Source organism: Cellulomonas iranensis NBRC 101100 = JCM 18110 (assembly GCF_001552375.1).
GTDB lineage: Bacteria > Actinomycetota > Actinomycetes > Actinomycetales > Cellulomonadaceae > Cellulomonas > Cellulomonas iranensis.
In genome coordinates this window covers 1-18,964 of sequence record NZ_BCRB01000077.1, presented here as the reverse complement: position 1 = coordinate 18,964, position 18,964 = coordinate 1, and the positions used below count along the sequence as shown (strand labels likewise).

The following is an 18,964-nucleotide window of genomic DNA, read 5'->3' as shown; positions in this document are numbered from 1 at the left end:
GGGGGCACGGCGCCGCGCGCCGTCGGCGCACCGCCCGCGCCCCGGGCCGCGAGCCCCGGGGCCGCGGCGAGCAGCTCCCGCGTGTACGGGTGGCGCGGGTCGCGCAGCACCTGCGCGGTCGCCCCGTGCTCGACCACGCGCCCGTCCTTCATGACGACGACGCGGTCGGCCCGGTCGGCGGCGACGGCCAGGTCGTGCGTGATGAGCAGCACCGCGGTGCCGGTGCGCGCCGTGAGGTCGGCGAGCAGGTCGAGCACGCGCCGCTGCACCGTGACGTCGAGCGCGCTGGTCGGCTCGTCGGCGACCAGCAGCTCGGGCTCGCACGCGAGCGCGATGCCGATGAGCACGCGCTGCCGCATGCCGCCCGACAGCTGGTGCGGGTACTGCCGGGCCCGGGCGACGGGCACGTCGATGCCGACGGCGTCGAGGATCTCGACCGCGCGGGCGTGCGCCGCGCGGCGCGTCGTGCGGTGGTGGATGCGCAGCACCTCGGCGACCTGGTCGCCCACACGCTGCACGGGGTTGAGCGCGACGCCCGGGTCCTGCGGCACGAGCCCGAGGCGGGCGCCGCGCACGCGCGACCACGCGCGCTCGGGCAGCGTCGCGAGGTCGAGGGCCGTGCGCGGGTCGTCACCGAGCGTGAGCGCACCGCCGGTGACGGCGCCGTTCGCGGGCAGCAGGCCGACCACGGCGTGCGCGGTGCTGGACTTGCCCGAGCCGGACTCGCCGACCAGCGCCACGACCTCGCCCGCGTGGACGTCGAGGTCGACGCCGCGCACGGCCGGCACGTCGCCGTCGGTGCCGCGGTAGGTGACGTGCAGGTCGCGCACGACCAGCACGGGTCGAGCGTCTCCCCCGGGCCGGGACGGGTGGCCGGCGGTGCGGGCCGTCAGGACGTCGGCGGTCATCGGGCGGTCCTCCCGGGTCGTCCGACCGCGCGCCCGAGGCGCCCGGCGGCGAGCACGACCACCGCGATCACGGCGCCGGGCAGCGTCGAGCACCACCACGCCGACGCGAGGTAGTTGCGTCCCTCGGCGACGAGCGAGCCCCACTCGGGTGTGGGGGGCGTCGCGCCGTAGCCGAGGAAGCTGAGCGCCGACACGGCGAGCACGACGCCGCCCAGCTCGACCGTCGTGAGCGCGAGCACGGGGCCGGCCGCGTTGGGCAGCACGTGCTGCACGACGACCGACGCTCGCCCCGCGCCGGCGAGGTGCGCGGCCTCGACGTACGTCGCGCGTCGCACGCGCAGCACCTCGCCGCGCATGAGCCGGGCGAACGCCGCGACGGACGCGACGCCCACCGCGAGCGCGACCTCGAGGGTCCCGAAGCCCAGCACGGTGACGACCGCGAGGGACAGCAGCAGGTTCGGGACGGCGAGCAGGACGTCGGTGCCGCGCATCAGCACGTCGTCGACGCGCCCGCCGACGAACCCTGCGACCACCCCGATCGCGGACCCGGCCACGGCGGCGACGGCGACCGCGACGAGCGCGGCGCGCACCGACAGCGCCGTGCCGTGCACGGTGCGGGCGTACAGGTCGCGGCCGAGGTGGTCGGTGCCGAACCAGTGCGCGGCGCCGGGTGGTGCGAGCGCGTCGGCCGGGACGCCGGTGATCGGGTCGTGGGACGTGAACGCGCCGGGCACGACGGCCCAGGCGAGCACCACGGCCACGACTGCGAGCGCGAGCAGCGCACCGGGGCGCGTCAGCGGGTGGTGCCGCAGGCGGGCGGGCAGCACGTGCGGGCCGCGGCAGGCGCGCGTCGGCGCCCCGGTGCGGACGGCCACGGGGGCGGCGGTCTCGGCGACGGTCATGCGGCGGCCCTCCCCCGGGTCAGGCGCGGGTCGAGCAGCGGGTACGCCACGTCGACCAGCAGGTTGACGACGACGAACACCGCGGCCGCGACGACCACGAGGCCGAGCACGACCGGCAGGTCCTGCGTCGTGACAGCGGACTGCACGAGCCGCCCGAACCCCTGCCGCGAGAACACGGTCTCGACGACCACGGAGCCGGCCAGCACGTTCCCGACGAGCACGCCGAGCAGCGTGAGGGCCGGCAGCACGGCGTTGCGCGTGACGTGGTGCAGCTGCACGCGCGTGCGGGTGGCGCCCTTGGCGAGCGCGGTCTCGACGTACGGCGCGCGCCACGCGGCGCCCATGCCGTGCGCGAGCACCTGCGCGACGGTCGCGCCGAGCGGGATCGCGAGCGTCACGGCCGGCAGCACGAGGCTCGCGGCGCCCCGGTTGCCGACGGCAGGGAACAGCGGGTACCGGAACGACAGCACCTGGAGCAGCACGAGCCCGACCCAGAACGTCGGCACCGCGACGCCCAGCGGCGGCAGCGCGAGCAGGACGCCCCGCAGGCGCGCCGACCGCGTCCACGTCGCGGCCGTCGCGAGCGCACCGCCGCCGACGACCGCGAGGACCAGGGCCAGGGCCGCCAGCCGCGCGGTCTCGGGCAGCGCGGCCGCGATCAGGCCGGCCACGGGCGCCCCCGACGCGACGGACGTGCCGAGGTCGCCGCGCAGGGTGCGCCCCAGCGTGCCGACGTACTGCTGCAGCGGGCCCTGGTCGAGCCCGTACCGGGCGCGCAGCGCGGCGGCCTGCGCGGGGTCGACGTACCCGCCGGTCGAGCTCTGGTCGAGCATGATGCTCACCGGGTCGCTGGGCAGCAGGTACAGCACCGCGAACGCCACGGTGAACGCGGCGAGCAGCACGGCCGCGGCACCCGCCAGGCGTGCCACCACGTACCGGGTCACGACGCGGCCTCGATCCACGCGTCGTGGAACAGCAGCCGCGAGGACGCGTCGAACGCCACGCCGTGCACGCCGCCGGCCACGCCGATGGACTGCGCGAGCTCGAACAGCGGGATCGCGAGCCCCTGGTCGAGCACCTCGCGCTGCGCCTGCGCGACGAGGTCGGCACGCGCTGCGGGGTCGGCGGCGGCGAGCTGCGCGTCGAGCAGCGGGTCGAGCACGTCGTCGGCCGGGCGCTGGTTGATGTTGCGCAGCGTCGACGAGAACTGCGTGCGCAGGATGTCGCCGTCGGCGCGCGTGACGTTGTAGTAGTACGTGCCGAACGCGCCCGCCGTCAGCGACTGCTGCTGCTCGGCGGGGGTCTGCTGGCGGATCTGCAGGTCGACGCCCGCGGCGCGCAGCTGCTGCTGCACGAGCTCGAGCACGGCCTGCGAGCCGGTGAACAGGGGCGCGTAGACGACGTCGAACGTGAGCCGCTGCCCGTCCTTCTGCCGGATGCCGTCGTCGCCCGGCTCCCAGCCGGCGTCGTCGAGCAGGTCGGACGCGGCGGCGGCGTCGGGAGCGAGCTCGTCCGACAGCTCGACGTACCCGGGCGTGGTCGACGCGAGCACGCTCGTGGCGGGCCGGAACGCGTCGGACAGCACGGTGTCGACGATCTGCTGCCGGTCGATCGCGAGGTTGACCGCGCGGCGCACGTCGGGGTCGTCGAGCGGCGCGGCCGTGACGTTGGGCTGCAGCACGAACACGACACCGGGGTTGGTGCGCGTGAGCACGGCGCCGTCGGCCGCCTCGACCTGCGCGACGTCCTGCGGCAGCACGTCGCCGATGGCGTCGAACTGGTCGGACGCGAGCCCGCCGGCGCGCACGCCGGACTCGGGGACGACCGTGAACTCGATCCGGTCGAGGTACGCCTCGCCGTCGTGGTCGGAGACGCCCGACGCCCACGCGTACCCGTCGCGTCGCGTGAGCACGGCGCCCTGGTCCTGCGTGTAGCTCTCGAGCACGAACGGGCCGGAGCCGACGACGTCGCCCTGCAGCCGCGCCTCGGGCGCGACCCGCGTGGTCGCGTCGGAGAGGATCGCGAGCGAGACCGTCGACGTGGCCTGCAGGAACTGCGCGTTGGGCGCCTCGAAGACGACGGTCGCGGTGCTCTCGTCGTCGACGCGCGTCTCGACGTACCCGGTGAGGTAGCTCGTCGCGAGCGCCGACCCGGCGCCGAGCCCGCGGGCCAGCACGTCGAGGTTCGCCTTCACGGTCTCCGCCGTCAGGGGCGTGCCGTCGGAGAACGTGACGCCGTCGCGCAGGTGGAACGTGAACTGCGTGAGGTCGTCGCTCACGTCCCAGCTCGTCGCGAGCCACGGCACGATCTCGCCGGTCTCGGGGTCCTGGTCGGTGAGCGAGTCGGCGAGCTGGCGGGCCACGTAGATGCTGACGTTCGAGCCGACCTGCTGGGGGTCGACGCCGCTGGGCGACGCGCCGAGCGCGAAGCGCAGCGTGCCGCCGGGCACGGGGCCGGCGCTCGCCGCAGCCGCGTCCGACGGGCCGACGGCGGGGGCCGCGGCCGTCGAGCACGCGGCGAGCAGCAGGGCCGGGACGAGCGCGGCGACCGCCCGGAGGCGTGCGCGGGGGCGCCGTGCGGGGGCGTGCGGTGCGGTGGTCATGACGTCCTTCCGGGGGACAGGGGTGGCGGGGCTCAGCGGCCGACGGCGGCGAGCGGGCGGGTGGTCGACGGGGCGCCGTGCGCGGCGTGGTCGCGGCGGGCGGGGCGCGGCAGTCCGAGGTGGTCGCGCAGGGTCTCGCCCGTGTAGTCGCGGCGGAACGAGCCGCGCTCCACGAGGAGGGGCACGACCTGGTCCAGCACGTCGTCGAGGCCGTGCGGCGTCAGGTGCGGCACGAGGATGAAGCCGTCGGACGCGTCCTGCTGGACGTGGCGGTCGATGTCGTCGGCCACCTGCTGCGCCGTGCCGACGAACCCGCCGCGCGTCGTGGCGTGGATGACGAGGTCGCGGATCGACCAGCGGTTCGCCTCGGCCTGCTCGCGCCACTGCCGGGCGACCGCGAGCGGGTCCTTCGCGTGCCGCACGCGGCCGCGCGTGATCGACACGTTCTCGACGTCGGGGTCGACGTCGGGCAGCGGGCCGTCGGGGTCGTAGGCCTCGAGGTCGCGGCCCCACACCTGCTCGAGGAACGCGATCGCCGTGGGACCGGACACCTGCTGGCGGCGGATGTGGCGCGCGCGCTCGTGCGCCTCGGCCTCGGTGTCGCCGATCACGGCGGTGGCGGCGGGCAGGATCAGCAGATCGTCGGACGTGCGCCCGTGCGCCGCGAGGCGCGACTTCACGTCGGTGTAGAACGCCTGCCCGGCGTCGAACGTCGAGTGCATCGAGAACACGACGTCGGCCGTGGCGGCCGCGAAGTCGCGACCGTCGGCGGAGTCGCCGGCCTGGAACAGCACCGGGTGCCCCTGCGGGCCGCGCGGTGCGGGGAACGTGCCGACCACGTCGGCGTGCGGGCCGTGGTGCGCGACGGGCCGGACGGCGCCGTCCCGCAGGAACCTGCCCGCCGCGGGGTCGGCCAGCACGGCGTCGTCGTCCCACGAGTCCCACAGCGCGCGTGCCGCGTCGACGACCTCGCGGGCCCGCTCGTAGCGCAGCGGGTACGGCAGGTACCCGCCGCGGCGGAAGTTGGCGCCCGTGAACGCGTCGGGGCTGGTCACGAGGTTCCACGCGGCGCGGCCGCGCGACAGCACGTCGAGCGTCGCGAACTGCCGCGCGACCTCCCACGGCTCGTTGAACGTCGTGCTGATCGTGCCGGCCAGCCCGAGGCGGTCGGTCACGGCCGCGAGGGCCGCGAGCACGGGCAGCGTGTCGGGCCGCCCGACCACGTCGAGGTCGTGGATGCGGCCCTTGTGCTCGCGCAGCCGCAGCCCCTCGGCGAGGAAGAAGAAGTCGAGGTGCGCGGCCTCGGCGCGCGCGGCGAGGTGCTCGAACGACGAGAAGTCGATCTGGCTGCCGGCCGCGGGGTCGCTCCAGACCGTCGTGCTGTTGACGCCCGGGAAGTGCACCCCGAGCCGGACCTGCTTGCGCGGACGCGTGGTCATGGCGGGCCCCTCTCAGGCCGTCGCGGCGAGGACGTTGGCAGGGCGCGCGAGCCCGAGGGTGTCGCGCAGCGTCGTGCCCGGGTAGGCCGTGCGGAACAGGCCCGCGGCCTGCAGCAGCGGCACCAGGCCGTCGACCACCGCGTCGAGGTCGGTGGGCAGCACGGCCGGCAGCAGGTGGAACCCGTCGACGACCTCGCGCCACGCGTCGAGCACGGCCGCGAGGTCCGCCGGGGTGCCGACGTGCGTGAGCGACGCCGGGCGCCACGGCTCGCCCGCGAGGTCGTCGAGGACCGCGAGCCGGGCGGCGGCCGACGACCTGTCGTCGGCCAGGAGCACGGACGTGTCGACCAGGACGCGCAGGTCGCGCGGGTCCCGTCCCGCCGCGACGGCCTGCTCGTGCAGGCGGTCGCGCTGCGCGCGGGCGGCGCTCACGTCGGTGGCCCGCAGCCGCACGACGTCGGCGTGGCGGGCAGCGAGCGCGAGCGTCGCGTCGGAGACGACCGGCACGACGACCGGCGGACGGCCCTGCGGCGGACGGGGCGTGATCGACGGCCCGGCGACCGAGAACCGCGGGCCCGCGTGGTCGACCCGGTGCAGCTTGTCGCGGTCGACGTAGCGGCCGGTCGCGACGTCACGGATCACGGCGTCGTCCTCCCACGAGTCCCACAGCAGCCCGACGACGTGCGCGACCTCGGCGGCCTCGTCGACCGCGTCGTCGTGGTCCTGCGGGTCCTTGCGCCCGAACGCCGCGGCCTGCGCGGGGCCCGTGGACCAGCCGACCTGCCACCCCGCGCGCCCGCGGCTGACGTGGTCGACCGTGGCGATCGCCTTCGAGACGTGGAACGGCTCGGTGTGCGTCGTGTCGGTGCGCGCGACCAGGCCGATGCCGGCGCTGCGCGGTGCGAGGTGCGCCGCGAGCAGCACCGCGTCGAGCCGGCCCTGCAGGCCACCGACGGGTGCCTCCTGCAGCACGTGGTCGTCGTCGAGGACCGCGAGGTCGAGAAGGCCGCGCTGCGCGGTCGCCAGCAGGTCGGCGGTGCGGCGGGGGTCGAACCAGCCGTGCGCGGCGGCCGGGACGGTGCGCCACGCGGCGGGGTGGGCTCCGGCGTCGGTGAGGTCGACGCCGAGGTGCAGGGACGGGTGGGTGTCGGGCACGGGTGCTCCAGGGGTGCGCGGGGCCGCACCCTCGCCGGTGGACGAGGGTGTGCGGGTCCCCGGGGTGAGGGGCAGGGCGGGGTGGGGGCGCGGCGCTCCGGGGGCACCGGGGGTGCGACGACGGAGGACGGCGCGGGACGCGGCGGGCCGCACGCGGGCACGACGGCGGGCGCGTGCCCGGGGCGTCGACGCGCGGCGCGGACGCGTCAGCGGGCGGGCGTCGTCACCGCGTCGGCGCCGTCACCGCATCGGCGACGGCGAGCCGGGTGCGCGACGAGCCGGGTGCGCGACGAGCGCGGCGGCACGCGGGCGCCGCGGGAGGGTCAGCGACAGGCGCGCGGCGCCGGGCACGGCGCCGGACAGGTCGCGTGCTCGCGCCGCGCGGCCGTCTGCCTGCTCACCTGTCGCTCCATGTCGGTCCGTCCCTCGCGGTCGTTGCGCACGGCGTGCGCCTGGTCCTCACCCGGGGCACCCCGCCGCGCGGGTGGGTTGCCGTCCGACCAGCCGGGGCTTCGCGTCGGAGCTCGTGACCTGTGTCGTCGACGTAAAGCCGACTTGATTGATCGGAAATTTATGCCCGTGGGTGGCGGGTGTCAACGCCCGCGGACACGACGTCCACGATCCGGGACGCACACCGCCCCGGCGCCCCCTCCGGACGCGACGACGCCCGCCACCGCGCACGGGGCGCGAGGGCGGGCGTCGGGGTCGAGCAGGTGCCGTCAGCCGAACAGGCGCGGCAGCGTCGCCTCCCACTCGGCACGGGCCTCGGCGAGCGGCAGCGTGAACAGCCCCCGCACCTCGACGGCGGCCGCGTGCGCGTGGTCCGCGTCGTCGACGGGCGTCCCGGCGCCCGGCGAGCACGTCTCGGCCGTCTCGCCCAGCCGCAGCGCGGGCACGCCGCGCGCGGTGCACAGGTCCTGCAGGCGCACCTCCTCCGAGCGCGGCACGGCGACGAGCACGCGCGCCTGCGACTCGGAGAACAGCGCCTCGAACGGCGTCACGCCGTCGCGCGCGCACAACGCGTCGAGGTCGACCTGCACGCCCACGCCGTAGCGCAGGCTCGACTCGACGAGCGCGAGCGCGAGCCCGCCCTCCGACAGGTCGTGCGCGGCGTCGACCAGGTCGTCACGCGCCGCGGCGACGAGCACCTGCGCGAGGCGGCGCTCGGCGTCGAGGTCGACGCGCGGCGGCACGCCGCCCAGGTGCCCGTGCACGACGTCGGCCCACGCGGACCCGTCGAGCTCGGCGCGCGTCGTGCCCAGCAGGTAGACCGCCTGGCCCGGCTGCGTCCAGCCCGACGGCACGGCGTCCGCGACGTCGTCCAGGACGCCCAGCACGCCGACCACGGGCGTCGGGTGGATCGACGAGTCGATCTGCCCGGGCTCACCCGTGCCGTTGTAGAGCGACACGTTGCCCCCGGTCACCGGCACCTCGAGCGTCTGGCACGCGTCGGCCAGGCCGCGGATCGCCTCGACCAGCTGCCACATCGAGTCGGGGTGCTCGGGGCTGCCGAAGTTGAGGCAGTCGGTCACGGCCATGGGCCGCGCGCCGACGGTCGCGACGTTCCGGTACGCCTCGGCGAGCGCGAGCTGCGCGCCCGTGTACGGGTCGAGCTTGGCGTAGCGGCCGTTCGCGTCGGTCGCGAGCGCGACGCCCAGGCCCGTGGTCTCGTCGACGCGCACGACGCCCGAGTCGTCGGGCTGCGCGAGCGCGGTGTTGCCCTGCACGAACCGGTCGTACTGGTCGGTGACCCACGCGGGCGACGCGAGGTTCGGCGAGGCGAGCAGCCGCAGCAGCGTCGCGCGCAGCTCGTCGGCGGACTCCGGGCGCGCGTACCGCCGCGCACCCTCGGGCGTGCTGACCGAGTCGGCGACGAGCCCGTCCTGCCAGGCGGGGCGCGCGTACGGGCGGTCGTAGACCGGCCCCTCGTGCGCGACGGTCTTCGGGTCGACGTCGACGATGCGGTCGCCGTGGTGGTCGATCGTCAGCCGGCCCGTGCCGGTGACCTCGCCGATCACGGCGGTCTCGACGTCCCAGCGCGCGGTGATCGCGAGGAACTCGTCGAGCTTCTCGGGGCTGACGACGGCCATCATGCGCTCCTGCGACTCCGACATGAGGATCTCGCCGGCCGTCAGGGTGGGGTCGCGCAGCAGCACGTTCTCGAGGTCGACGTGCATGCCGCCGTCGCCGTTCGACGCGAGCTCGCTCGTCGCGCACGAGATGCCCGCGGCGCCCAGGTCCTGGATGCCCTCGACGACGCGCGCGGCGTACAGCTCGAGGCAGCACTCGATGAGCACCTTCTCCATGAAGGGGTCGCCGACCTGCACCGACGGGCGCTTCGAGGGCTTCTCGTCGTCGAACGTCTCGGACGCGAGGATCGACGCGCCCCCGATGCCGTCGCCGCCCGTGCGCGCACCGAACAGCACGACCTTGTTGCCGACGCCCGAGGCGTTGGCCAGGTGGATGTCCTCGTGCCGGAGCACGCCCAGGCACAGCGCGTTGACCAGCGGGTTGCCCTGGTAGCAGGCGTCGAACACGAGCTCGCCGCCGATGTTCGGCAGGCCCAGGCTGTTGCCGTACCCGCCGACGCCCGACACGACGCCGTGCACGACGCGCGCGGTGTCGGGGTGCTCGGGCGCGCCGAAGCGCAGCTGGTCCATGACCGCCACGGGCCGCGCCCCCATCGAGATGATGTCGCGCACGATCCCGCCGACGCCCGTCGCGGCGCCCTGGTACGGCTCGACGTACGACGGGTGGTTGTGCGACTCGACCTTGAACGTCACGGCCCAGCCGTCGCCGATGTCCACGACGCCGGCGTTCTCGCCGATGCCGACGAGCAGGTGCTCGCGCATGGCCGGGGTGGTCTTGTCGCCGAACTGCCGCAGGTGCGTCTTCGACGACTTGTAGGAGCAGTGCTCCGACCACATGACGGAGTACATCGCGAGCTCGGCGGCGGTGGGTCGCCGCCCGAGGATGTCGCGGATCCGCTGGTACTCGTCGGGCTTGAGGCCGAGCTCGGCGAACGGCTGCTCGAGGTCGGGCGTCGCGGCGGCGTGCTCGACGGTGTCGGACGTGTGCTGGGGGACGTCGGGGCGCGCAGGTGCGGTGGTCATCGGTTCCCTCGGTGGGGGCCGGGTCCGTGGGGGCGCTCGCCCGCGCAGGTACCCGCGCCGCAAGGTCGGCAGACGGCCCCAGGGTACCGGCGCGCGAGGGCGCGACGGCGGCGCGTCCACGGCCGACGCACGCCGGGGAGCAGACGCCGGCGAGACGTCCCGTTGCTCCGTCCGTGCGACGTACGTCCACTTCTCACACGGTTCTCATCCTTTTCGTCCGTTCTGCCCGATAGCCTGCGCGTGCCCGCCGCCCCGTGCGTCACCCGAACGCGCCACGGGCGGCACCTCCCCCGGACACGAGGACCCGATGTCGCGCCGTCGCACCGCCCTGCTCACCGCCCCCGCCGCCGCCGCGGCCGCCGCCCTCGCGCTCGTCGGCGCGGCGACGTCCGCGAGCGCGGGCTCCGACTCCCCGACGCCGTACCGCGTCACGCCGAGCGGCGTCGAGCTGCCCGCGGGCGACGTCTTCGAGGTCCACGAGCACGTCAACGTCGTCTACACCACGGCCGCCGGTCGCGCGTCGCGCAACGTGCACATCGAGGGTCCGGGCACGCCCTACGCGGACCTCGCGGGCAGGTCGACGCTCACGTGGGACCGCGCGGGCCTGCCCGCCGACGCGTGCGTGACGTGGGTGCAGGTCGCCGGGTACGACGAGCACCACGGCGAGGGCGGCCAGGCCCCGGTGTGCCGCACGGCGAGCACGCCGCCTCCGGCGGTGCCGCCCGTCGCGCCGCCCGTGACCCCGCCGCCCGCGCCGCCGGCGGCGCCGCCCGCCCCGGAGGTCACGCCGCCCACGACCCCAGCACCCCCCGCTGTCCCGACGCCGGCACCCGCGGCCCCGACGCCGGCACCCGCGGGCGAGGTCCCGGGGCCCTCGCCCGCCACCGAGGTCGGGACCGAGCCCGTCGGTGCGCCGAGCCCGGCGCCGTCGCCCACCGAGCGCTCCGAGGTCCTCGCGGCCGCCGACGACGCGACGCCCGCGGCCCGCGCGCAGGTGCGCGCCGCGACGCAGGAGCGCTCCGAGGTGCTGGCCGCGACCGGGGCGCGCACGGGGACGCTGGTCGCCGCGGGTGCGCTCGCGCTCGCGCTCGGCGCCGGGCTCGTGACGTGGCGGCGCCGTCGCGCCGCGGAGTCCTGACGTGGCCGCCGACGTGCGACGGCCGCGGCCGGGCGAGCCCTGCCGGCCCGAGCGACGACGACCGGCCGGCCGCCGGGGCTGACGTCACCGCCCCCCGCGGCGACGGCTCAGGCGTCGGCGTCGGTCGGGTTGCAGCGCGTCGCGATCAGGGTGCCCGTGCCGACCTCGGGTCGCCACGGCTCAAGGTTCCACGACGCCTTGTCGGGGGCGCCGAGCACGTGGCACCACAGCTGCGCGCGCATGGTGGGCGTGGCGGCCTCCGGCTCGGTCGCCTCGAGCTGCGACTCCAGCGCGCGCTGCGCCGCGAGGCTGCCGCCGCGCACCCACGGCGCCGGGACCACCGCGAGCGAGCGACCGCCCTCGGCCTCGCCCCACGTGGCCGACGTGAGCGCCGCGGTCCCGACCTCGAACGACACCGCACCACCCGCGCCCGCCGCACCGTCGGTGGGCGTCCCGACGCGCAGCGCCAGCACGTCGCCCTCGACCTGCCAGGACGCCGTCCGGCCCTCGCCGGCCGGGCGTCCGAGCGCGACGAGCACGTCCCCGCCGGCCCCCCGGAGCACGGCGGAGCCGTCCGTCTCGAGCGCGACACCGCCACCCGCGGGCGCCGCGACCCACGCCGCGGGGTCCCCGCCGGCCGCCACGGCGTACGCGGCGGCGCCGTCCTCGCCCGGGACGACGTCGACCGTCGCGTCGTGCGGTACGGGCAGCAGGTGACCCCGTCCGGCGTCGCCGAGGGGGAGCCCGCGCTGCCGCACGACGTCGGCGTCGAGCAGCGCGTCGCCGTCCGTCGCGGACCCGGTCGCGGGCGCCGCCGGTCCGGGCGTGGGCGTGCCGGCGGCCGGCCCGGGCAGCGAGGTCGGTGCGCAGGCCGCGAGCAGCAGGACCACCACCGCGGTGGTCACCGTCCGGGCGCGCGCTCGTGTCACGCCGTCAGACGGTACGCGTCCCGCACCGGCGCCGGGCGCACTCCGCGCAGCCGGTGCGGACGCGCACGCGCGCTCCGACCGACGGCGGTGACGTGTCGGTCGGGGCGCGCGCCCACGGCGGGTCCGGCGGTGCTCAGCCCCCGGCGGCCGTGCGGGGCGCGCTCGTGGGCGCCGGGGTGTCCGGCGGGTTCACGAGCACGTCGTCGGTCGTCGCGCGCTCCTCGGCGGTGCGGCGGTCCCACGTCGGCCGGCGACGGGCGTAGAACAGCAGCGGCGGGCCACCGAGCACGACCACGACGGCCGCGACCACCAGCGGGTAGGCGACCTCCGAGAGCCCGGTGAACCCCGAGGGCCGGATGAACGCCAGGACGAACGCGACGGCGCACGCGACGAACCCGACGCCCGCCACGAGCTTCATGGCCGGCGTCCGGTACGTCCGCACGACGTCCGGCTGCGAGCGCCGGAGCCTGATGGCGGCCGCGAACATGATCATGTACATGATCAGGTAGAGGGCCGCCGCCATGTCGACGAGCGCGATGAACGCCGTGTTGCCGTTCGGCACGAGCACGAACAGCAGCGCGAGCAGCGTCACGATGCCGCCCTGCACGGCCAGGATGCCGCTCTGCACGCCCGCCTTGTTGCGCCGCTGCAGCGCCGGGGGCAGGAGCCCCGTGCGTGCCGCCGCGAGCAGGCCGCGCGAGGGACCGGCGATCCACGACACGACCGACGCGAACGCGCCGAGCGCGATGAGCAGCGAGATCACCGGCGTGCCCCACCCCATGCCCCAGTGGTCGAAGAACTGCTCGAACGCGAGGTTGATGCCGTTCGTCACCCCGAGCTCCTTCTTCGGGACGGCGACCGAGATCGCGATCGTCGGCAGGATGAACACCAGCAGGATGAGGACCGTGGCCACCGCGATCGACCGCGGGAAGCCGCGTCCGGGGTTCTTCAGGTCGTTGGCGTGCACCGCGTTGACCTCCATCCCCGCGTACGCGAGCACGTTGGACACGATGAGCACGATCGACGCGATGCCCGTCCACGGCGGGATCACCGCCGACGCCTCCAACGAGGTCTCCGACCGCTCGCCGGTCGCCAGCCAGACGACGCCGAACACGATGAGCAGCACGGCCGGCAGGATCGTGCCGAAGATGCCGCTCCAGGACCCGACCTTCGCGAACAGGTTCCCGCCCGCGAGCGTGATGAGGGTCGAGCCCCAGTACAGGACGAGGATGACGATCGCCGTGTAGACGCCGTTCGACGCGAGCCGCTGGTCGCTCACGACGAACGACAGGCTCGCGGCGATGAACGCGATCTGCGTGGGGTACCAGACGACGTTCTGGATCCACTGCAGCCAGATCGCGACGAAGCCCACGCGTTCCCCGAACGCCTCACGCGCCCAGGTGAAGACCCCGCCCTTCCACCCCGTGGCGAGCTCGGCCGCGACGAGCGCGGTCGGCACGAGGAAGAGGATCGCGGGGATGATGAACAGCGTCACGGAGCCCAGGCCGTACGTCGCGATGGCAGGCAGTGACCGCAGCGACGCGACGACCACGACCGTGAGCATCGCGAGCTGCAGGACGGACATGAACGCCGCCGGCCCGGCCGCCGGTGCCCCGATGGCGGGCCCGGAGTGCCCGGCGGGCTGCCGCGCGCCGGGCTTCCCGTACGGGTGCGGCTTGACGTGGTCGGCGCTCGGGGCGTGCGTGCCGTCGGCGCGCACGTGCGGTGCGGCAGCGGCGCCGGGCGCGGGGGTGCGGTGCTCTGTCGACATGAGAGTCTCCCTCCCCCGCGCTCAGTGGTGGAACCCGGAGCGCTGACCCTCGGCGGGCATCGGCCCGGTGAGGGCGTCGAGGTAGTCGACCTCGTCGCGCAGGTCGGCGAGGAACGCCGACGCCAGGTCGTGGCTGAACCCGTTGCGCACCACGATCCGCTGCACCGTCACGTCGGTGAGGTCGACCGGCATGGGGTACGCCGGGACGAGCCACCCCTTGGTGCGGAGCCGGTCGGACAGGTGGTACAGGTTCCAGTTCGACGTGTGCCCCTCGCGCAGGCGCCACGCGAACACGGGGATGTCCGACCCGTCGTTCCACAGCTCGAACGCGGGCATCTTCGCGATCTCCCCCGAGAGGTACAGGGCGACGTCGTGGGACGTCTGCTGCACCGCGGTGTACCCGGCCCTGCCGAGGCGGATGAAGAGGTAGTACTGCAGCAGGACCTGCGCACCGGGACGGGAGAAGTTCAGCGCGAACGTCGGCATGTCCCCGCCGAGGTACGACACGCGGAAGATCAGGTCGTCGGGCAGCGACTCCAGGTCGCGCCACACGACCCACCCCAGCCCCGGGTAGACGAGGCCGTACTTGTGCCCCGACGTGTTGATCGACACGACGCGCGGGACGCGGAAGTCCCACGCGAGGTCGGGCTGGACGAACGGCGCGACCATGCCCCCCGACGCCCCGTCGACGTGGATCGGGACGTCGAGGCCGGTCGCCTCCTGGATCCGGTCGAGGGCCGCGGCGATCTCGGCCACCGGCTCGTACATCCCGGTGTACGTCACGCCCATGATCGCGACGACGCCGATCGTGTTCTCGTCGACGTAGGACTCCAGGTCGTACCCGTCGAGGACCTTGTGCTCCCACGAGATCGGCACGTACCGCGCCTCGACCTCGAAGTAGTTGCAGAACTTCTCCCAGCAGACCTGCACCGCGCTGGACAGCACGAGGTTGGGGCGGTCCGTGGGCTTGCCCGCGGCCTGCCGCGCGTGCTGCCAGCGCCGCTTGAGCGCCAGCCCGCCGAGCATCGCCGCCTCGGACGACCCGATCGTCGAGGTGCCGATCGTGTGCTCGGGGTCGGGCGCGTGCCACAGCTCGGCGAGCATCGTCCAGCATCGTGTCTCGACCGCGGCCGTCTGCGGGTACTCGTCCTTGTCGATCATGTTCTTGTCGGCGGCCTCGAGGTACAGCCGCGACGCGTGCTCGTCCATCCACGTCCCGACGAACGTGGCGAGGTTGAGGCGGGCGTTCCCGTCGAGCATCGCCTCGTCGTGGACGATCTGGTAGGCCGTCGCCGGGAGCGCTTCCTCGTCCGGCAGGCGGAACTTCGGGATCTCCGTCGCCTCGCCCGGGCGGGCGAAGACGGGGTTCAGCTCCACCACGTCAGGCTCGTGGTGACGGCGTGCGGCTCTGCGAGTGTTCGTGACCATCGTCAGCCCCCTGCTGTTCTGGCCTCGCGGACGCGAGGCCCGTTCTTGCAAGGTAAGCCTGACCTCGCCGTCGCACCTCTGGGGGCGACAGATGCTTGCCCCGGGCAGCCCTCAGGCGCCCTGGCGGACCACCTCGAACGGCGCGCGACCGCCGATGCGGCCCTCGATGCCCGCGGTGACGAACGCCTTGGCCGCGGTCACGGCGTCCTCGACGTCGGCGCCCTTGGCGAGCTCGGCGGTGATCGCGGCGGCGAGCGTGCAGCCCGCGCCGGCGACGCGCTCGCGCCCCACCTTCGGCGTCCGCAGCACGGTGACCTCGTCGCCGTCGACCAGCACGTCGACCGCGTCGTCGCCGGGCAGGTCGACCCCGCCCTTCGCGACGACGACGCGCGGGCCCAGCTCCTGGATCCGGCGCGCGGCCTCGGTGAGCTGCTCGACCGTCTCGATGGACGCCATGCCGGACAGCGCGTGCGTCTCGAACAGGTTGGGCGTCACGACCGTCGCGAGCGGCACGACCTGCTCGCGCAGCGCGTTGTCGGTGTCGAGCGCGGCGCCCGGCTCCTGCCCCTTGCAGATGAGCACCGGGTCGAGCACGACGTGCCGCCACGGCTGACGACGCAGGCCCTCGGCGACGACGTCGATGGTCGCGGGCGTGCCGAGCATGCCGATCTTGACGACGTCGAGGTCGTAGGCGGCCGTCGCGGCCTCCATCTGCTGCGCGATGACCTCGGCGGGCACCGGGAAGAACCGGTGGTTCCAGTCGTGCGCGGGGTCGAACGACACGAGGCAGGTCACGGTGCCGAGCCCGAACGTGCCGAGCTGCTGGAACGTGCGCAGGTCCGCCTGGATGCCGGCGCCGCCGGTGGCTTCCGAACCGGCGATGACGTAGGCGAGGTCGACCACGAGGGGCTCCTGTCGGGTGCGGCGAGGGGTGGGTGCGTGGTCCAGCCTCGCACGTCGCGACGCGCGCGCGGGACGGTCGTCCGACGACTCGACGACTCGACGACTCGACGACTCGGCGGCGCGGCGGCGCGGCGGCGCGTCAGGCCGGGTCGTCGCCGACCAGCGGCCACCAGTGCCGCTCGCGCAGCACGCACGCGGGGTCGCGGACGTCGACCCACGTCCCCGTGTCGCGGGGGTCGCCGTCGGCGCGCCACACCGTGAAGTGCGCGAGCGGCACCGGCCACGGGTACCCGGCGTCGGGCGCGGTCACGACGTTGCGCACGTGCCCCACGGGCACGGGCCGCGCACCCGGGCCCAGGACGTCCCGCGCGAGCGCCGCGGCCGCCGCGGACCCGTCGGGGTCGTCCGCGGCGACGGCGCGCATCGGCAGGTCGGCGCGGCCGTCGTCGCGCGGCACGCACAGCACCGCGTCGCCGCGTCGCACGAGCAGCCGGACCAGCCCCGCGGGCACGGGCGCGACCGCCGACCGCACCACCTCGGCGCGGCCGCCGGGCGGCAGCCAGGGCGCGTCGGGCGTCGACCGCAGGACCGTCTCGGGCACGCGGCACGGTAGCGCGCCGCGTGCCCGACGCAGGTCAGCCCTTCAGGTGCTTCTCCGGCACGGGCGCGTCGCCGCTCGCGCGCTGCGACCGCAGGTACGCGCGCGCCTCGTCCTGCCGCTGCGCCTCGGCGCCCGACGCGATCGGTGCGCGCAGGTGCTCGGGCCCGTACCCGAACGCGTCGACGAGGTCCTGCGCGTGCGGGCGCAGCCGCTCGAGCAGCCGCTCGATGTACGACGTGACGGTGCGGGCGCGACCCGCCGAGAGCCGCCCGTGGATGAGGTACCAGGCGAGGTTCCGCTCGACGAGCGTCAGCCCGAACAGGTCGCGCACCCACGTGAGCACCTGCCGCGTCCCCGGGTCCTCGACGCGCGCGAGGCCGCGCGTGAACGCCTCCCACTGCACGCGCTCGGCGTGCGCACGCGCGGCCTCGATGAGCTCGTGCTGGTGGGCGTCGAACAGCGCGGCGGCCTTCTCGGGGCTCATCCGGCGCGCGGGCGCGAGCGCCTGCGCGAGCTGCGCGACCATCGCCTCGACGCGGTCGGTCAGCAGCTCGCGCTGCGTCGCCTCGTCCCGCAGCTGCCCCACCGAGCGGCGCGCGTCGCCCCGGTCGCCGAGGGTCTGCACGGCGCGCACGAGCGGCGTGCGGTGCAGCGCGGCGTCGGCGACCTTGTCGACGACGAACCGTGCGAGGTCGCCGCGGTCGGACTGCAGGGCCTTGAGCGAGGCCGCGTAGTCGCCGAGCAGGCGCTTGGCGACGAGCTGGTAGAGCACGGTGTTGTCGCCCTCGAACGTCACGTACACGTCGAGGTCGGCGTGCAGGCCCGTGAGCCGGTTCTCGGCGAGGAAGCCCTGCCCGCCGCACGCCTCGCGCGCGGTCTGCACGGTGCGCAGCGCCGCCCACGTCGACGTCGGCTTGAGCGCCGCCGCCAGCGTCTCGAGGTCCTCGCGCTTCTCGGGCGTGTCCCCGCGGCCCGAGAACACCTCGTCGAACGCCGCGAGCAGCTCCTCGTGCGCGAACGTCGCGGCGTACGCCTCCGCCACCAGCGGCAGCAGGCGGCGGCGGTGCTGCCCGTAGTCGAGCAGCACGACCTCGTCGGCGGTCCCCCCTGCGAACTGCCGGCGCTGGTTGGCGTACGTCACGGCGATCGCGAGCGCCATCTTGCTGGCGTTCGCGGCGGCGCCGTCGAGCGAGACGCGCCCCTGCACGAGCGTCCCGAGCATCGTGAAGAACCGCCGCCCCGGGCTCGCGATGGGCGACGAGTACGTGCCGTCGGGCGCGACGTCGCCGTACCGGTTGAGCAGGTGGGTCCGCGGGACCCGCACGTGGTCGAAGTGCAGACGGCCGTTGTCGATGCCGTTGAGCCCGCCCTTGACGCCGTCGTCCTCGCCGCCGACGCCCGGCAGGAACTCGCCGGTCCGGGGGTCGCGGATCGGGACGTAGAACGCGTGGACGCCGTGGTCGACGCGCGGCTGCCCCGGTGCGGCGGTGATCAGCTTCGCGAAGACGACGGCCGCGGTGCCGTGCAGCGCGGCGTTGCCGAGGTAGTCCTTCCACGCGCCGCGGAACGGCGTGTGGATGACGAACTCCTGCGTGCCCGCGTCGTACTCGGCGGTGGTGCCGATCGACGCGACGTCCGACCCGTGGCCCGTCTCGGTCATCGCGAACGCGCCCGGCACCTGCAGGTGCATCGCGTCGGGCAGCAGCGTGTCGTGGTGCCGCTCGGTGCCCAGGTGCAGGATCGCCGAGGCGAACAGGCCCCACTGCACGCCGGCCTTGATCTGCAGCGACGGGTCGGCGGCGACGAGCTCCTCGAACCGCGCGAGCGAGCCCCCGTGGTCGTCGGAGCCGCCGTGCCGGGACGGGAACGCGCGCAGCACGTCGTGCTCCGACTCGAGCCGCCGCAGCTGCGCGAGCACGCGCTCGCGGTGCTCGGCCACCGGCTGGCCCTCGATCTTCTGGAAGTCCGGGTCGGCGACGATCGCGCGCGCCGAGCGGCGCAGGTCCGCGTACCGCCCCAGCAGGAGCTCCTCGAGCGCGGGGACGTCGACGCGCGGGTCGGCGGCGGCCGGGCGG

At 75.5% G+C, this 18,964-nt stretch carries 14 protein-coding genes and 1 riboswitch; of the genes, 1 reads left to right on the top strand and 13 read right to left on the bottom strand.

The window, feature by feature from the left end; genetic code table 11:
- The 7 genes from CS2_RS14400 to purL form a co-directional block, all read right to left on the bottom strand.
- Positions 1-908, bottom strand: a 908-nt coding sequence (locus CS2_RS14400) for an ABC transporter ATP-binding protein (protein WP_156442149.1), incomplete at its 3' end; no start/stop codon positions are given.
- Positions 905-1,810: an ABC transporter permease gene (locus CS2_RS14395; protein ID WP_082740248.1), complete on the bottom strand. Its 906-nt coding sequence runs from the start codon at positions 1,808-1,810 to the stop codon at positions 905-907. The genes CS2_RS14400 and CS2_RS14395, both read right to left, overlap by 4 nt.
- On the bottom strand, positions 1,807-2,754 hold the full coding sequence (locus tag CS2_RS14390) for an ABC transporter permease (protein ID WP_070320505.1): 948 nt from the start codon (positions 2,752-2,754) through the stop codon (positions 1,807-1,809). The genes CS2_RS14395 and CS2_RS14390 overlap by 4 nt, the downstream gene beginning before the upstream one ends.
- Positions 2,751-4,412, bottom strand: a complete 1,662-nt coding sequence (locus tag CS2_RS14385; RefSeq protein WP_070320504.1) for an ABC transporter substrate-binding protein — start codon at positions 4,410-4,412, stop codon at positions 2,751-2,753. Before CS2_RS14385 ends, CS2_RS14390 begins: the two co-directional genes overlap by 4 nt.
- A gap of 32 nt (positions 4,413-4,444) precedes the next feature.
- A complete protein-coding gene (locus CS2_RS14380) occupies positions 4,445-5,851 on the bottom strand; it encodes an NtaA/DmoA family FMN-dependent monooxygenase (RefSeq protein WP_070320503.1) in 1,407 nt (468 codons plus the stop codon).
- Between the two features lie 12 nt (positions 5,852-5,863).
- A complete protein-coding gene (locus tag CS2_RS14375; RefSeq protein ID WP_070320502.1) occupies positions 5,864-7,006 on the bottom strand; it encodes an LLM class flavin-dependent oxidoreductase in 1,143 nt (380 codons plus the stop codon).
- A gap of 426 nt (positions 7,007-7,432) precedes the next feature.
- Positions 7,433-7,538, bottom strand: a riboswitch (SAM riboswitch).
- A 187-nt stretch (positions 7,539-7,725) separates the two neighbouring features.
- Positions 7,726-10,119 carry a phosphoribosylformylglycinamidine synthase subunit PurL gene (purL, locus tag CS2_RS14370; protein ID WP_070320501.1) on the bottom strand — a complete coding sequence of 798 codons (2,394 nt, stop codon included), beginning with the start codon at positions 10,117-10,119 and terminating at the stop codon, positions 7,726-7,728.
- 307 nt (positions 10,120-10,426) lie between these two features.
- On the opposite strand from purL, the gene CS2_RS14365 reads away from it, so the two are divergent.
- Positions 10,427-11,257: an LPXTG cell wall anchor domain-containing protein gene (locus CS2_RS14365; protein ID WP_070320500.1), complete on the top strand. Its 831-nt coding sequence runs from the start codon at positions 10,427-10,429 to the stop codon at positions 11,255-11,257.
- Between the two features lie 107 nt (positions 11,258-11,364).
- On the opposite strand, the gene CS2_RS19440 is transcribed toward CS2_RS14365, so the two are convergent.
- The 6 genes from CS2_RS19440 to CS2_RS14335 all read right to left on the bottom strand — a co-directional run.
- Positions 11,365-12,186 carry a DUF2599 domain-containing protein gene (locus tag CS2_RS19440; RefSeq protein ID WP_206119974.1) on the bottom strand — a complete coding sequence of 274 codons (822 nt, stop codon included), beginning with the start codon at positions 12,184-12,186 and terminating at the stop codon, positions 11,365-11,367.
- A 133-nt stretch (positions 12,187-12,319) separates the two neighbouring features.
- Positions 12,320-13,957, bottom strand: coding sequence for a glutamate/gamma-aminobutyrate antiporter GadC (gene gadC, locus CS2_RS14355; protein WP_082740247.1), 1,638 nt, complete (start codon positions 13,955-13,957; stop codon positions 12,320-12,322).
- A 21-nt stretch (positions 13,958-13,978) separates the two neighbouring features.
- Positions 13,979-15,385 carry a glutamate decarboxylase gene (gad, locus tag CS2_RS14350; RefSeq protein ID WP_070320498.1) on the bottom strand — a complete coding sequence of 469 codons (1,407 nt, stop codon included), beginning with the start codon at positions 15,383-15,385 and terminating at the stop codon, positions 13,979-13,981.
- Between the two features lie 111 nt (positions 15,386-15,496).
- A complete protein-coding gene (gene thiD / locus CS2_RS14345) occupies positions 15,497-16,288 on the bottom strand; it encodes a bifunctional hydroxymethylpyrimidine kinase/phosphomethylpyrimidine kinase (protein ID WP_046529180.1) in 792 nt (263 codons plus the stop codon).
- A 139-nt stretch (positions 16,289-16,427) separates the two neighbouring features.
- Entirely contained in the window at positions 16,428-16,889 is a 462-nt protein-coding gene (locus CS2_RS14340; protein WP_070320497.1) for an NUDIX hydrolase, read from the bottom strand.
- 34 nt (positions 16,890-16,923) lie between these two features.
- The coding region (locus tag CS2_RS14335) for an acyl-CoA dehydrogenase family protein (RefSeq protein WP_070320496.1) at positions 16,924-18,964 on the bottom strand (2,041 nt) is incomplete at its 5' end.

Coding starts and splice junctions, on each gene's coding strand:
- CS2_RS14395 (WP_082740248.1), bottom strand. CDS start 1,810: ATGACCGTCGCCGAGACCGCCGCCCCCGTGGCCGTCCGCACCGGGGCG.
- CS2_RS14385 (WP_070320504.1), bottom strand. CDS start 4,412: ATGACCACCGCACCGCACGCCCCCGCACGGCGCCCCCGCGCACGCCTC.
- CS2_RS14380 (WP_070320503.1), bottom strand. CDS start 5,851: ATGACCACGCGTCCGCGCAAGCAGGTCCGGCTCGGGGTGCACTTCCCG.
- purL (WP_070320501.1), bottom strand. CDS start 10,119: ATGACCACCGCACCTGCGCGCCCCGACGTCCCCCAGCACACGTCCGAC.
- CS2_RS14365 (WP_070320500.1), top strand. CDS start 10,427: ATGTCGCGCCGTCGCACCGCCCTGCTCACCGCCCCCGCCGCCGCCGCG.
- gadC (WP_082740247.1), bottom strand. CDS start 13,957: ATGTCGACAGAGCACCGCACCCCCGCGCCCGGCGCCGCTGCCGCACCG.
- gad (WP_070320498.1), bottom strand. CDS start 15,385: ATGGTCACGAACACTCGCAGAGCCGCACGCCGTCACCACGAGCCTGAC.